The 14,188-nt window shown below is 38.7% G+C and carries 15 protein-coding genes; 4 read left to right on the top strand and 11 right to left on the bottom strand.

The window, feature by feature from the left end:
- Positions 1-58: 58 nt before the first annotated feature.
- Positions 59-2,065 carry an esterase/lipase family protein gene (locus HJG58_RS02305; RefSeq protein WP_170247787.1) on the top strand — a complete coding sequence of 669 codons (2,007 nt, stop codon included), beginning with the start codon at positions 59-61 and terminating at the stop codon, positions 2,063-2,065.
- A 52-nt stretch (positions 2,066-2,117) separates the two neighbouring features.
- On the opposite strand, the gene ahpF is transcribed toward HJG58_RS02305, so the two are convergent.
- The 3 genes from ahpF to HJG58_RS02320 form a co-directional block, all read right to left on the bottom strand.
- Positions 2,118-3,683 (bottom strand): alkyl hydroperoxide reductase subunit F, encoded by a 1,566-nt coding sequence (ahpF, locus tag HJG58_RS02310; protein WP_216076488.1) that lies wholly within the window; start codon positions 3,681-3,683, stop codon positions 2,118-2,120.
- Between the two features lie 180 nt (positions 3,684-3,863).
- Positions 3,864-4,385, bottom strand: coding sequence for a chromate transporter (locus tag HJG58_RS02315; protein WP_000501457.1), 522 nt, complete (start codon positions 4,383-4,385; stop codon positions 3,864-3,866).
- Positions 4,385-4,945 (bottom strand): chromate transporter, encoded by a 561-nt coding sequence (locus HJG58_RS02320; RefSeq protein ID WP_001017026.1) that lies wholly within the window; start codon positions 4,943-4,945, stop codon positions 4,385-4,387. The genes HJG58_RS02315 and HJG58_RS02320 overlap by 1 nt, the downstream gene beginning before the upstream one ends.
- Positions 4,946-5,046: 101 nt before the next feature.
- Here HJG58_RS02320 and HJG58_RS02325 point away from each other — a divergent pair, with 101 nt between their 5' ends.
- A complete protein-coding gene (locus HJG58_RS02325; RefSeq protein ID WP_033849754.1) occupies positions 5,047-5,949 on the top strand; it encodes a LysR family transcriptional regulator in 903 nt (300 codons plus the stop codon).
- 57 nt (positions 5,950-6,006) lie between these two features.
- Here HJG58_RS02325 and arsH read toward each other — a convergent pair whose 3' ends face one another.
- From arsH to HJG58_RS02345, 4 genes are read right to left on the bottom strand one after another with little or no spacing between them, the layout of a single operon-like run.
- Positions 6,007-6,720 carry an arsenical resistance protein ArsH gene (gene arsH / locus HJG58_RS02330; RefSeq protein ID WP_068564293.1) on the bottom strand — a complete coding sequence of 238 codons (714 nt, stop codon included), beginning with the start codon at positions 6,718-6,720 and terminating at the stop codon, positions 6,007-6,009.
- Positions 6,707-7,753, bottom strand: coding sequence for an ACR3 family arsenite efflux transporter (gene arsB / locus HJG58_RS02335; RefSeq protein WP_170247789.1), 1,047 nt, complete (start codon positions 7,751-7,753; stop codon positions 6,707-6,709). Before arsB ends, arsH begins: the two co-directional genes overlap by 14 nt.
- Before the next feature lie 10 nt (positions 7,754-7,763).
- Positions 7,764-8,237 (bottom strand): arsenate reductase ArsC, encoded by a 474-nt coding sequence (locus HJG58_RS02340; RefSeq protein WP_130118462.1) that lies wholly within the window; start codon positions 8,235-8,237, stop codon positions 7,764-7,766.
- Between the two features lie 4 nt (positions 8,238-8,241).
- Positions 8,242-8,571, bottom strand: a complete 330-nt coding sequence (locus HJG58_RS02345; protein WP_005069740.1) for a metalloregulator ArsR/SmtB family transcription factor — start codon at positions 8,569-8,571, stop codon at positions 8,242-8,244.
- An 85-nt stretch (positions 8,572-8,656) separates the two neighbouring features.
- Here HJG58_RS02345 and arsC point away from each other — a divergent pair, with 85 nt between their 5' ends.
- Positions 8,657-9,085: an arsenate reductase (glutaredoxin) gene (gene arsC, locus HJG58_RS02350; protein ID WP_170247790.1), complete on the top strand. Its 429-nt coding sequence runs from the start codon at positions 8,657-8,659 to the stop codon at positions 9,083-9,085.
- Positions 9,086-9,154: 69 nt separating this feature from the next.
- Here the strand turns inward: arsC and HJG58_RS02355 are convergent, their stop codons facing one another.
- From HJG58_RS02355 to HJG58_RS02365, 3 genes are all read right to left on the bottom strand, one after another.
- Entirely contained in the window at positions 9,155-9,316 is a 162-nt protein-coding gene (locus tag HJG58_RS02355; RefSeq protein ID WP_000784879.1) for a DUF1427 family protein, read from the bottom strand.
- 57 nt (positions 9,317-9,373) lie between these two features.
- A complete protein-coding gene (locus HJG58_RS02360) occupies positions 9,374-11,248 on the bottom strand; it encodes an amidohydrolase (protein ID WP_170247791.1) in 1,875 nt (624 codons plus the stop codon).
- Between the two features lie 107 nt (positions 11,249-11,355).
- A complete protein-coding gene (locus HJG58_RS02365) occupies positions 11,356-12,042 on the bottom strand; it encodes a hydrolase (protein WP_003651277.1) in 687 nt (228 codons plus the stop codon).
- 197 nt (positions 12,043-12,239) lie between these two features.
- Here HJG58_RS02365 and HJG58_RS02370 point away from each other — a divergent pair, with 197 nt between their 5' ends.
- Complete coding sequence (locus HJG58_RS02370; protein WP_170247792.1) at positions 12,240-13,133, top strand: LysR family transcriptional regulator; 894 nt, start codon at positions 12,240-12,242, stop codon at positions 13,131-13,133.
- A gap of 40 nt (positions 13,134-13,173) precedes the next feature.
- Here the strand turns inward: HJG58_RS02370 and HJG58_RS02375 are convergent, their stop codons facing one another.
- Positions 13,174-13,923: a GntR family transcriptional regulator gene (locus HJG58_RS02375; RefSeq protein ID WP_170247793.1), complete on the bottom strand. Its 750-nt coding sequence runs from the start codon at positions 13,921-13,923 to the stop codon at positions 13,174-13,176.
- Positions 13,924-14,188 lie beyond the last annotated feature (265 nt).

A 14,188-nucleotide genomic window follows, 5' to 3' on the forward strand; every position in this document is an offset into this window, starting at 1 on the left:
AAAATATCTTAAAATTTGTATGATCTACCTACCATTGAGCCACTATATTTTGACCATAATGTTTTCAATAAAAAGAAGCAAAATACAGTTGACGGTCATACTACTCGGTTCAATTCTGAGTGGTTGTCAAGTCGTAAATGTTAAACAGCAAGATTTGAATGTAACTATTGCTAATGAACGTAATAGCATTCTAACGCAAGACAAACTCAGCGAAGCGAGCCTGAATGTTTTATCCATGTCTGGTCAGGAAGCTAAAGTTTGTACAGATAAACCAGAGATTTGCGTAAATCAACTCAAAAATCTTCCCCAAATTGTAGATGAGCAATTCTTATCAGCTGCAAGTGAAATGTATTTGGCAAAAGCTATGACTTTATCAAATACATCTGATTGTAAAACAAGTAGATTTACTAAGCATAAGTCTGAAGAAGAACAAAAGAATATCCAAAATAGATATGATGATTGTTTAGATCATCAATTGAGTTTATTGGATAAAAGTATTCGCTATAGCTATGCGTATTTGTTTTCAACAAAACGTCAGCCTAATGACCGTATTTTTGATAATAGACAAGTTCAAATACGTGACTTCTATAACCAAGCCATAGCAAAAATGGTGAGTATTTATGATTTAAGATACCCACAAAAAAATGTTGTTGAACCGCAAATTCATATTGGTAAAAGTGTTTACTCAATTGATTTTGAATTTCATAAACAACTATCAGGCCAAAAATTAGAAAAATTAATTTCGAGTTATAACTTAAATTTTTCAGGCTTAAGAACCATTAACCGCCGTGATGGTTTTGGATCTGAATTTGTTGCTGTTTTTCCTAGCTCAGGAAAAGAAGATATTAATGAATATATTTTAGATCCACTTAAATACAATTACAAAAATGGTGTTAATCCAAATATTCATCATGCACGCTACTTGGCTGCGACTATTGTTGCTGAACCCAAACATGCGACTACCGTCGAAGAAATCATTAATAATCCAGAATTCGTGATCCGAGTTTATGATCCTTATCGAACAGATAATATTAATGTAGCGGGGAAACAATATCCTCTAGCTGCTAACTTTTCTGCGCCTTACGGTCTATGGTTGGCCGAAAATAATTTAGGGGTCGCAGCTTATTTAACTCTGATTGACCGCGATCAGCATTTAACTATGCCGCATCTCTACATGCTTGAACCATACAATCCCAATAAGAAAATTATTGTGTTAGTACATGGCTTAGCCAGTAGTCCCGAAGCGTGGATTGCACTCACCAATGATGTTATGGGCGATACGGTTTTAAGAGATAATTATCAAGTTTGGCAAGTTTTTTATTCGACTAACATGCCGATTTTAGAAAGCCGTTTCCAGATTTATGCTCTGCTTAAACAAGCTTTTAGTTCACTAAACCCAAGTGACCCTGCCGCACATGATGCTGTTCTTGTTGGACATAGCATGGGAGGCATTATCAGCCGTTTACTGGTCAGTGATGGAGATATTACTAAACCTGCCTTAGAGTTAATGACGATCCGTCAGCAAAACCGCTTTAAGAAACATCCAATGGTCACTGAACGATTGCAAATGCATTCAATCAATAATTTTGATCGTGCGATTTTCTTGGCTTCCCCTCATCGCGGTACAGATTATGCTGATCGCTGGTTTACTTTAGCAGCGCGTAAAATTATTCGTTTACCTGGTGCATTTTTGTCGGCTGTTGCCACGTCACTGACAACCGAAAATTTAGATGTTAAGGATTTCTTGAGTAATATTGATAATGGTTTGATTCAAAATGGACCAAGCGATTTAAGTCATCAATCTAAATTTATGGAGCTGACTAAAAATATTAATCCACACCAAGGATTAGTTTTCCATTCAATTATGGGAAATATTACTAAGAGTGATGATCCAAATGTGATTACCGATGGCATCGTCCCGTACAAAAGTGCTCACTTAGACGGAGCAAAATCTGAGAAAGTTCTTCCAGGTGGTCATTCCATCCAGCTTACACCTCAAGCTGTATTAGAATTGCGCCGTATTTTACGAGAGCATTTAGTCGAACACGGGTTATATAAACCATAAAAAGAAAAGAGCCAAAGGTTCCCCTTTGGCTCTTTCGTTTTGGGATTAAATTTTACTGCCCAGAACGGATGATGTAATCAAACGCAGAGAGTGATGCTTTAGCACCTTCACCTGTAGCAATAATGATTTGCTTGTAAGGTACAGTGGTACAGTCACCCGCAGCAAATACACCTTGTACATTGGTTTCGTTGCGGTCATTCACAATGATCTCGCCACGGTTAGTTAATTCAACTTCACTGTCTTTCAAGAAGTCAGTATTTGGGAGTAAACCAATCTGTACAAAGATCCCTGCAAGCTCGACCACATGCTCTTCATCAGTGGCACGGTCTTTATATTTAAGGCCAGTCACTTGTGATCCGTCGCCTAACACTTCGGTACTTAAGGCATTCATAATCACCGTTGTGTTTGGCAAGCTATGCAATTTGTTTTGCAACACTTGGTCTGCACGAAGTTTAGTGTCGAACTCAACCAGAGTTACATGCTCAACAATCCCTGCAAGATCAATTGCAGCTTCTACGCCTGAGTTACCGCCACCAATCACAGCAACACGTTTACCTTTGAACAACGGACCATCACAGTGTGGGCAGTACGCGACACCACGGGTACGGTATTCTTGCTCACCCGGTACATTCATCTCTCTCCAACGTGCACCTGTTGAAAGGATCACTGTTTTCGATTCAAGCTTTGCACCGTTTTCAAGTTCAACTTCAACCAAGCCATTTGCAGTTTGATCTGCACCAACGATTTTGCTGACACGTTGCAAATTCATGATATCAACATCGTATTCACGAACATGCGCTTCCATTTCAGCAGCAAACTTAGGACCTTGAGTTTTTTGCACAGAAGTGAAGTTTTCAATGTCCATGGTATCCATGACCTGACCACCAAAGCGTTCAGCCACGATACCTGTGTTAATACCTTTACGTGCAGCATAGATTGCAGCTGTTGCACCTGCAGGGCCACCACCAATCACCAACACATCAAAAGCATCTTTGGCATTCAGTGCTGCTGCATCTTTTTCAGCTGAGTTGGTATCAAGTTTTGCCACAATCTCTTCAATGGTCATACGACCTTGACCAATGTGTTCATTGTCTTGGAATACCATTGGTACAGCCATGATTTTGCGTTGTTCCACTTCGTCTTGGAAGAATGAACCATCAATCATGGTTGCTGTAGTGTTCGGATTATAAATCGCGATCAGGTTAAGCGCCTGTACCACATCCGGACAGTTATGACAGCTGAGTGATACAAACACATCAAAGTTGGCTTTGAGGTTTAAACCTTTAATCTGGTTAAGCACTTCATCCGACACTTTAGGTGCATAGCCAGACACCTGTAACAGCGCCAAGATCAAAGACGTAAACTCATGGCCCATTGGTAAGCCTGCAAAGAACACACGAGGCTGTTCACCTGCTTTAGCCACACCAAAGCTTGGACGACGTGTATTGTTACCGTCAAAACGGGCAGTCACTTTGTCAGAAAGCTCAGCGATTTCACTCACTAGTTCTTTAATTTGAGCAGCTTTATCTGATTCATCTAAAGCAGCAACTAATTCGATTGGACTTTCTAGACGTTCTAAGTAAGCTTTTAATTGAGTTTTAATGTTTTGATCTAACATCTGTTTTTTACTCCAATGCATCCAAATTCTTTCAATAGATGCATAGTACGTGAAAACATAAAATAGGTAAAACAGTATGTTTTTATATATTTGATCGGTTTTTTAGATTTAATTATTATTTACTTCAAATCAAAAAAGCCAACCTGAACTCATCCAGCGCAGGTCGGCAAACTGGTTAAACTAGAGTAAGACCACACCAAATACAGCCCCAGCAATCAAGACATGTAAAGGATGAACCTTTTTAATTAAAGATAATAAAGTCGCAATGACTACCATAATAATGAGTAACGTATTTATTGCCGCTGCCTCAGAAATAATCCAAGCACTAGCAAGTACAGTTCCCACAGTGACAGGTTGTAAAGCAAGCTGTAAAACACGTCTCCATTTTTTATCTTTAAATTTTGACCAGCCTCTCATCACAAATACAGTAATTAGAGATGAAGGTAAAAATTTAGCGGTAGACGTTACAAGTAGACCTGACAACCCTGCTACATGCCATCCCACCAACGGTACAATCATCATGTTCGGACCGGGTGCAGCTTGGGCCATGGCGAACAATGCACTAAATTCTTGCGCCGTCATCCAGTGATGAATATCAACTACTTGGCGTTGCATCTCAGGCAAAATCGTATTTCCACCACCAAATGCAATAAGAGACAATTGAGTAAAAATGATCGCTAAAGTAAGTAGAACTGCACCCATTACACACGTCTCCAAATGATTGCCGAGTAAAATGCCAACAAAATCAGCATAGTCACTAGTAAAGAGATTTTTAGAAAAGCAATACTGATAATTGCAGCAACCACTACGCAAATCGCTAATGGATTACGTAACAATGGCTTAAGCATTTTTAAACCTGTTGCAACTAGAAGCCCAGCCGCAGCAGCAGCTAAACCTTCAAAAAGATGCTTAACCATTAAATTATCTTGGAACTGCTCATAAACATAATGTAAAAGTACAACAATTATCGTAGGTGCAAGGATCAGACCAATGAGTGAGCTCACTGCCCCACGAACACCGCGAAACTCCATGCCAATCGCAACCGATAAATTAATAATATTGCCGCCTGGTAAAAATTGACACAGACCAAGTAACTCAGTGAATTTTTCAGGGCTTAACCACTGCCTCTGCTCTACAATAACTTTACGGGCTAAAGGCAGCACGCCACCGAATCCAATTAAACCTAATGTTAAAAAACCTAAAAATAACTCTGTGCAGGTCGGGACACTCTCCTTCTGCACAGCAATCTCAACATGGTTCATTTTCGTTACTTTTCACTTTATCTGACCAAGATAGAATGATACTTTTGTGATATATCTACAAATGCTTTTATTTTCATCTGCCATACCATAAAGGTATTCCTATGCTCGATTTACATAAGCTCCATGCCTTTGTTGTGGTAGTTGAAGAAAGGAATATTACGCATGCCGCAAACCGATTGTTTATTCAACAGCCACCTCTAACGCGTTTACTTAAAAAGCTGGAAGAAGAACTCGGCACACAATTACTTATTCGCCAGCCTCGAGGAATTGAACCAACTGAGGCTGGTTTAGCCTTATTTAAAGAAGCACAACTTTTATTAGAACATGCCAGACATATTCCGAAATTAGTCCAAGATGTTAGCCAAGGTAAAACTGGTCAACTCAATATTGGTTTTACAAGTTCCGCAGGTTTGCATCCTCTTATTTCATTAGTATTGCGCTCATATCGAGAAATATATCCAAAGGTACAAACCAAACTTGAAGAAGCAGGCAGCCAAAAACAGTTAGATTGGTTAATCTCCGAGAAACTTGATATTGCTTTTTTAAGAGCACCGATCAGCCGTGATATCGGGTTAAAACATCTTCATATATTAGATGAACCAATGATGGTGGCATTGCCTATAGGCCACCCACTTACACAAAAAGAAAAAATTAGCTCAAATGACTTATCAAATGAAAATTTTGTTTTATACCGTCGTTCTTCAGGACAAGGTTTATATGACAATATTTTATATAGTTGCTACCAAGCAGGTTTTAGTCCACGTATTATTCAGGAAGCACCTCGGCCAACTGCAACATTAAATTTAGTTGCTGCTGGGATTGGTATAACGATTGTGCCAGCCTCAATGCATAACTTTTGGGAACATGAAATTGTGTATCGCGATTTTGATGATTCAATAAAAATGAATGCGCCTATTTACTTGATTACAAGAGAAAATGAGAGCTCTGCCAAAGTTTCAAATTTTATTGAACTATTACAAAAACTTTTGCCCACAATGGCCTGAGTGTAAAAACTAAGCAATAAAAAGTGCCCCGAGTGGAGCACTTTTTTATGAAACTATTTATTTTTGATTTACTCGTTTTGACAGCTCTTCTGCTGATTCTTTGCGCTCAGAATAGCGATCTGTCAAATACTGTTTTTGCCCACGTGTTAATAAAGTGAACTTATACAATTCTTCCATAACATCAACGATTCGGTCATAGTAAGAGGATGGTTTCATACTGCCATCTTCTTCAAACTCTAAAAAAGCTTTAGCAACTGAAGACTGATTTGGGATGGTAATCATGCGCATCCAACGCCCTAAAATACGCATTTGATTGACCGCATTAAATGACTGCGAACCACCACTAACTTGCATGACTGCCAAGGTTTTACCTTGAGTTGCACGGATTGCTCCGGCTGCCAAAGGAATCCAGTCAATCTGGGCTTTTAAAATTGAACTCATTGCACCATGACGTTCAGGTGAGCACCAGACCATACCTTCTGCCCAAGCCAAAAGCGCATGTAATTCTTGAACTTTCGGATGATCAGTTCCTGCATCCTCAGGTAAAGGTAAACCTTTAGGATGAAAGATTTTGACTTCAGCACCTAAGTATTCAAGGATTCGACCAGCAGTCAGCACAGCAAAACGACTATAAGAACGTTCACGATTAGAACCATATAGCAATAAAATGCGAGGTGGATGCTCAAGCTGCTGTGCTTGCACTTGCTCAAATGTAGGCTTATCAAGAAGATCTAATACTACATTTGATAAATCATTATTAAGACTGTTCATCTGAGAAATACTTTTTCTTTAACCAAAGAGAAACGGTAACGAGTGAAATTAAAACGGGAACTTCAACCAATGGTCCAATCACTGTGGTAAATGCCACAGGTGATGCCAAACCAAATGTTGCAATGGCAACCGCTAAAGCTAACTCAAAATTGTTACCAGCCGCAGTAAACGAAATAGCAGTGGTACGTGGATAGTTATTCCCCATACGTTTACTCATAAAGAAGCTAATGAAGAACATCAACACAAAGTAAATCGTCAGTGGGATTGCAATACGTAATACATCTAAAGGTAAGCTCACTACATCACCACCTTTTAGGCTAAACATCGCCACGATGGTAAAAAGTAGAGCAATTAAACTAATCGGACTAATTTTTGGTAAAAATTTAGTTTGATACCATTCCAAACCTTTCGACTTGACTAAAATCAAACGCGTCAAGAACCCCATTAAAAATGGAATACCCAAATACACCAAAACCGCATGGGTAATGGTCCAGAAATTCACATCAATGACTTGTCCAGCCACACCAAAATAAGGCGGCAAAAATGTCAAGAATAACCATGCATAGGTACTGAAAAATAAAATTTGGAAAATACTGTTAAAAGCAACTAAAGCAGCAACATATTGGTTATCCCCACATGCCAAACCGTTCCAGACCAATACCATTGCAATACATCGTGCCAAGCCTATCAGGATTAAACCTGTCATATATTCCGGATAGTTATGGAGAAAAATAATCGCTAAAGCAAACATCAAAATTGGAGCAATTAACCAGTTTTGTACTAAAGACAAAGCCAACGTTTTTTTATCTTTAAATACTTCCGGTAACGTAGCGTAGTCAACCTTTGCTAAAGGTGGATACATCATCAAAATTAAGCCGATTGCGATTGGGATATTAACGTTATCCACACTCATCTGGTTCAAAGAAACCGAGGCCTGAGGAAAGAAAACTCCAATAGCCAAGCCTAAGGCCATGGCTATAAAAATCCATAGCGTCAGATTTCGGTCTAAAAAGGAAAGCTTTTGCTTAGTCATGTCTGCTCTCTTACTCAATATGAGAGATTTCATTAATCTCAGCAATTAAATGTGAACGGTTTAGATTCGCAACATCAAGTGCAAACAATGCATCTAAACGACGATTAATATGAGCTACGGTCTCTTGGAATGCTTTAAGCTTTTCTTCTTTCGGCAAATCCAAGTGAGATGGGTCACTTAAACCCCAGTGTGCTTTGATCGCACCACCTAAATATAATGGGCATGCTTCTTGTGCAGCGGAGTCACAGACTGTAATAACAACATCTGGTTGATATTGTTCACAGTCATCAATAGTTTTACTCCATAATCCATCTGTGGGAAGGCCTAAATTTTCAAGTGTTTCAATCGTTAATGGATGTACCTGTCCTGATGGTTTACTACCAGCGCTATAAGCTTTCCAACCTTCTGGTGCACGGCTGTTAAATAAAACTTCTGACAAAATGCTACGGCAACTGTTTCCAGTGCATAAAAATAAAAATTTCATGGCCTCACTCACAATAGGTAGAAATAGAAGAAAACTGTGAAGATTGGTGTTTCATCGAATCTTCATCTTGCACGCCTATAATTTTTAAAACGTCGACAGCCCACTCAGGTAAATTGGGATTCAAACTGTAATAAACCCATTGTCCCTGTCGTGCATCAAGTAAGATGCCATGTGTGCGTAGCAATGCTAAATGTCTTGAAATTTTCGGCTGGCTTAAATCAAGCTGTTCGGTCAAATCACAAACACAAATTTTTTGTTGATTTAACACAAGTTTTAGAATGTTTAGTCGTGTTGAATCGGATAGACACTTAAAAAAATCAACTTGGTTGACCATGTCAGCTCCTCATTTAATATCTGTTATTGCAAATATACGCATATCCATATATAAATGCAATATCTCAACTTATTGTGAATTCGTCATGACAAATCCTGTGAAGATTTACCATAACCCTGCTTGCGGAACCTCACGTAATACATTAGCGCTTATTCATCATGCAGGCCTTGAACCTATCGTTATTGAATATTTACAAACGCCTCCAACGAAAGCTGAACTGGTACAACTCATTCAGGATTCAAACTTAACTGTACGTGAAGCAATTCGTAAAAATGTTGATCCATACAAAGATTTAGAGTTGGAACAAGGTCACTGGACTGAGGAACAGTTAATTGATTTTATGGCGGAGTATCCAATTTTAATTAATCGTCCTTTCGTGGTTACACCAAAAGGTACACGACTTTGCCGCCCTTCTGAAATTGTCCTTGATATTTTAGATGTAGAAAACTTAGGCTATTTCGCAAAAGAAGATGGCGAAGTGATCATTGATGAGCAAGGTCATCGTATAAAGTAATTAAAGATACTTATTAATATAAAAAGCTAAATGGCATAACACCATTTAGCTTTTTTTGAATTAAACAGGTTAAAAATAAGACTTAATGAAAGGAAGAAGTTGCTCTCCTATCACCATGCCCAATAAACCGACTAATGCAACAAGAGGTGGAGCTGGTGACTTAACATTTAGAACATAATATAAGACACCAACAAGCAACCCTACAGCCAAAGATAACAAGTACATTTTCATCGTACATACCTTAGAGAGTTAAGCCATTTAATGAAGCAGGTTCCCATACTGTTTTATTTAAAATGCAAAACACGAGCACCCAAGTGCGCCCCAGAAAGATTTTTTGTCCTTATCATTTACAGGAATATCAAGCATCCAAGCATGGCTATGCCCATGCATACCACAGCTGCTAGCACATGCACACAAAGCACTTTGTGACTGTAATGATTGATTAGAAGGTGCATTACGATTCTCAGATAACCGCCACTGACCACCGAAGCGCTTTACTGGTGACCATGTTGGTGAAGCTGGTGGTAACGGCGGATCGTCGTGCTTAAACTCTGCCCCTGCATAGACCACTTTGCCACCTAAGACAGTAAGTACAGACTCAATCCACTGGATATCTTCTGCTTCCACTTTAAAGTAGTCATCAGACAACACGACCAAGTCAGCGAGTTCCCCTGCTGTTAGTGAACCTTTGACATCTTTTTCACCAGAGAACCAAGCCGAACCTTTGGTCCAGAGCATAAGCGCTGTTTGGCGATCTAACAGATTTTTTTCATCATAGAGTGGTAAACCACCGACTGTTTTACCAGTACTTAGCCAATACAAACACACCCAAGGGTTATAAGAGGCAACACGAGTCGCATCTGTGCCCGCACCAACAGGAACACCAAGTTCTAACATTTTCTTAACTGGTGGCGTTGCCTGAGCAGCCTCGGCACCATAGCGTTTTACGAAAATCTCACCTTGGTAGGCCATACGGTGTTGAATGGCGATACCACCACCCAACGCACCTAAACGTTCAATATTACGCTCAGATACAGTTTCGGCATGGTCAATAATAAATCGAGTTGCAAAAGGCTGTTTTGAATTTACTTTCTCAAATACATTGAGCAAACGATTAATACTTTCATCATAGGTTGCATGAATACGGAATGGCCATTTCTTTTCAGCCAAGTGCTCTACAATAGCTTCTAGTTCACCTTCCATTTTTTCTGGTAAATCTGGACGTGGCTCATAGAAATCTTCAAAGTCACCCGCTGACCAAGTCAGGTTCTCACCTGCTCCATTCATTCTAAATAACTCATCACCATCGCCTGGGAATGTCATTTCTGTCCAACGGCGATAGTCATCAAGCTCTTGGCCTGCCTTTTGAGCAAATAGATTGTAAGCAATTCGCACTGTCATTTGATTTTGATCATGCAATTGCTTAATCACATCATAATCTTCAGGATAGTTTTGCCCACCGCCACCCGCATCGATTGCAGAAGTAATACCTAATCGGTTCAATTCACGCATGAAATGACGAGTTGAATTGACTTGATCTTCAACTGGCAATTTCGGTGCTTTCCCTAAGGTCGAATACAAAATCATAGCCGATGGAGTTGCGAGCAACAGACCCGTTGGCTCACCCTTTTCATCTCGTACAATCTTGCCGCCGGGCGGGTCTGGTGTGTCTTTATTAAAACCCAAGACATCAAGTGCCGCTCGGTTCAACAAGGCGCTAGCATATAAATGTAAAACAAATACTGGAGTATCTGGTGCAGCTTTGTTGATTTCTTCTAAAGTCGGTAAACGCTTTTCGGCAAACTGGAATTCAGTCCAACCACCAACCACACGTACCCATTGTGGAGCTGGGGTATTATCTGCTTGTTCTTTGAGTAAGCGTAATGCATCAGCAACGGATGGCACACCTTCCCAGCGCAGCTCCATATTGTAGTTCAGGCCACCCCGAATAATATGTAGATGGCTGTCATTTAAACCCGGTATAACGCGACGGCCATTTAAGTCTACTACTTTGCTCGTCGCTGTTGCGAGCTTCATGACATCATCATTCGTACCTGTGCATACGACTTTACCGCCTGCTATGGCAATTGCTTGTACTTCTGGATTTTTTGGATCTAAAGTTGTGATTTTACCGTTTTTGAGTATGAGATTTATTTCGGTCATTCTGAACTCCATTCTTGTGAATTATCGTTCTAAAAATAAAGGCATATCTGTATTAATATCACTTAAATATTGAATACTAGACATGCCTTTACCAAATCAGTAGTATTTTATTTTGCAGGAACTGGTGCAAGTACTTCGTGTTTTGATGTGGTACGTTCAGGTGCCTTATGTACCATCGTATAAGCATAATCAACGCCCATACCATAAGCACCAGAATGCTCACGTACAATTGCCATAACTGCATCATAGGTATCACGGTGTGCCCAATCACGTTGCCATTCAAGTAATACTTGTTGCCAAGTTACTGGAACAACACCTGCTTGAATCATACGTTGCATAGAATAATCGTGCGCTTCTTTCGATGTACCACCAGAAGCATCCGCAACCATATAAATCTCATAATCGCCTTCAAGCATAGCACCAAAAGCAAAAGTGTTATTGCACACTTCAGTCCATAAACCTGAAACAATCACTTTCTTACGATTATTTTTTGCAAGTGAATCACGTACTTTTTGGTCATCCCATGAATTCATTGAAGTACGTTCTAATAATGGAGCATCGGGAAATACATCTAAAAGCTCAGGATAGGTATGGCCAGAGAAGCTTTCAGTTTCAACCGTAGTAATGGTGACAGGAATATTGAACGTTTTAGCTGCTTTTGCTAACCCTACAGTATTATTTTTTAATACTTGGCGGTCTATTGACTGCACACCAAAAGCCATTTGTGGCTGGTGATCAATAAAAATAACCTGACAATTCGTTGGTGAAAGTTGTTCTAAAAGTGATTTATTCATGGGTAAACTCCATTATTCCTTATGAGTAATGCATTAAAATTGCTTACTGGTCATTATCAAAACAGATAAAAATGTAAAAGCATAGACAGCAAATCAGCACGAATCTGTATCCTGCATGAATACAATAAAAACAATGATTGCTTTTTAATTTTTATAGTTTAATCATTGATATATATTTTTTTAACTTTCGCTTATCCATGGATCGATTAGACTGTATTTCCACTTTTGTAAGTGTCGTAGAACATGGTAATTTTAGTAGTGCAGCCAGAGCACTCGATATCTCTCGTGACTTGGTTGCCAAGCGCGTTTGCTACCTCGAAAATGACCTAAAAACTACACTATTAACCAGAACCACAAGACAGATGAACCTCACCTCTTGTGGAGAAAAGTTTTATCAACATAGCAAAGTCATTTTAAGTGAGTTTGAATGGGCTGCCTATGAAATTAACTACAATCAGCAGTACCCTGAAGGTGAACTCAAGCTCAATACCCCCATGTCTTTTAGCAATATTTTTCTTCAAAATATAATTTCAGACTTTATTGAAAAATACCCTAGTATCAAAATTGATTTATTCATGACAGATCAGCTATTAGACATGAATAATAATAATAAATTTGATTTAACCATTCGTGTAGATGGCTCTCCTCCAAATTTGGCAAATAGTAAAATATTAAATACCTATCAACGTTACTTATACGCAACGCCTGAGTATTTTAATCAGCATGGATTACCCGCTTCTTTAGAGGAACTCAAAGATCATAAATTTTTAATTTATTATCAAGATAGCCGTCATAAGAAGTTGATTTTCCAAAAAGATCAAAAAGAAGTGTCTTTTAATTGTTTCCCTGTGATGACCTGTAATAATGGTGAATTATTATTAGATATGTGTCTAAAAGATCACGGTATTGTCTTTCTTCCAGAGTTTATTGCAGAGCCTTACTACAAAGAAGGTAAATTACAGAAATGTTTGGAAGACTACACCAGTCAGCCGCTTCACTTATATGTCACATGGCCAAACCGTAAGATTTTGTCGAAGAAAGTAAAATTATTTATTGATTTTTTAACACGTCAAATCGTTCCTATAAAATAACCAATCCGGGCCTTTTCCATAGGAAATTGGCCCTTGATTTTCAGTTAGTTTGAATTGTTTCAATCTTCTTATTTTTAAATAAATTTAATAAATTTTGTTCTGCTGACGTTGTGCTGTCTTCTTCAATAAATGTGGTCGCGTAGTTTTCTAAATGCTCTTCCATCAATTGAGTTGCTCGTTTTTCATCACCGTGCTCAATTGCATCTAAAATTGCACGATGTTCATCTGCCGAACAATTATTATGTTTTGGAATTTCATATAACCCAATTAATAACGAAGTTCTCGCAATAAGTGTCTGCAAATAATTAGTCATGATCGTATTCTGATTTGCTTCAATCAATTTCAAATGAAATTGTCCTGATAGCTTAATCCACTCAGCCCAATTACCAGCTAATCGCTCTTGCGACTCTTGATCGACTAAGGCTCGAAGCTCACTAAAATCTAAGTGATGAGACTTTTGAGCTAACTTTTTTACAGTGACAATTTCAAGCATGCTGCGTGCTTCAAAGACTTCTTTTGTTTCATGAGCACTATGTTTTGCGATGAGTGCCCCACGATTGGGCTGAATTTCGATGACCTTATCATGGGCAAGTTTTACGAAAACACGTCTTAACACTCCCCTCGTTACACCGAATGCCTCACATAGGGGTGCTTCAACCAAACGCGCCCCGGGTGTAAGTTGCCTATTTAAAATGGCATCAACAATAGCGTTATATATATGGTCATCAATTTCATCATTGCTCTTTTCTACGGCTTTTTTTAGTGCATTCGATGGCATTGATTTCTCCATTTTTGTTAACGCCTCCTCTTTTTAAAACTTTATCTACTAACTGTAGTGTAAGTTTAACTTAACCTTTTGGGAATATTACTCTCATTTCCGCAGCATCTATGTGCTACTGAACAATTCAAAAATAAACCTTAAAATATCAGCTTATATAACTAAATTTATGTACTTTTTATAAAAATTAATCTCTTCTCATTTTATAAAACTGTCTCTTTATATCCAAATTCCGTACCAGTTTAAACAATCTCATCAATGCTACCCGCGAATTTGG

The sequence above is a fragment of the Acinetobacter geminorum genome, from assembly GCF_013009345.1.
Taxonomy (GTDB): Bacteria; Pseudomonadota; Gammaproteobacteria; order Pseudomonadales; family Moraxellaceae; genus Acinetobacter; species Acinetobacter geminorum.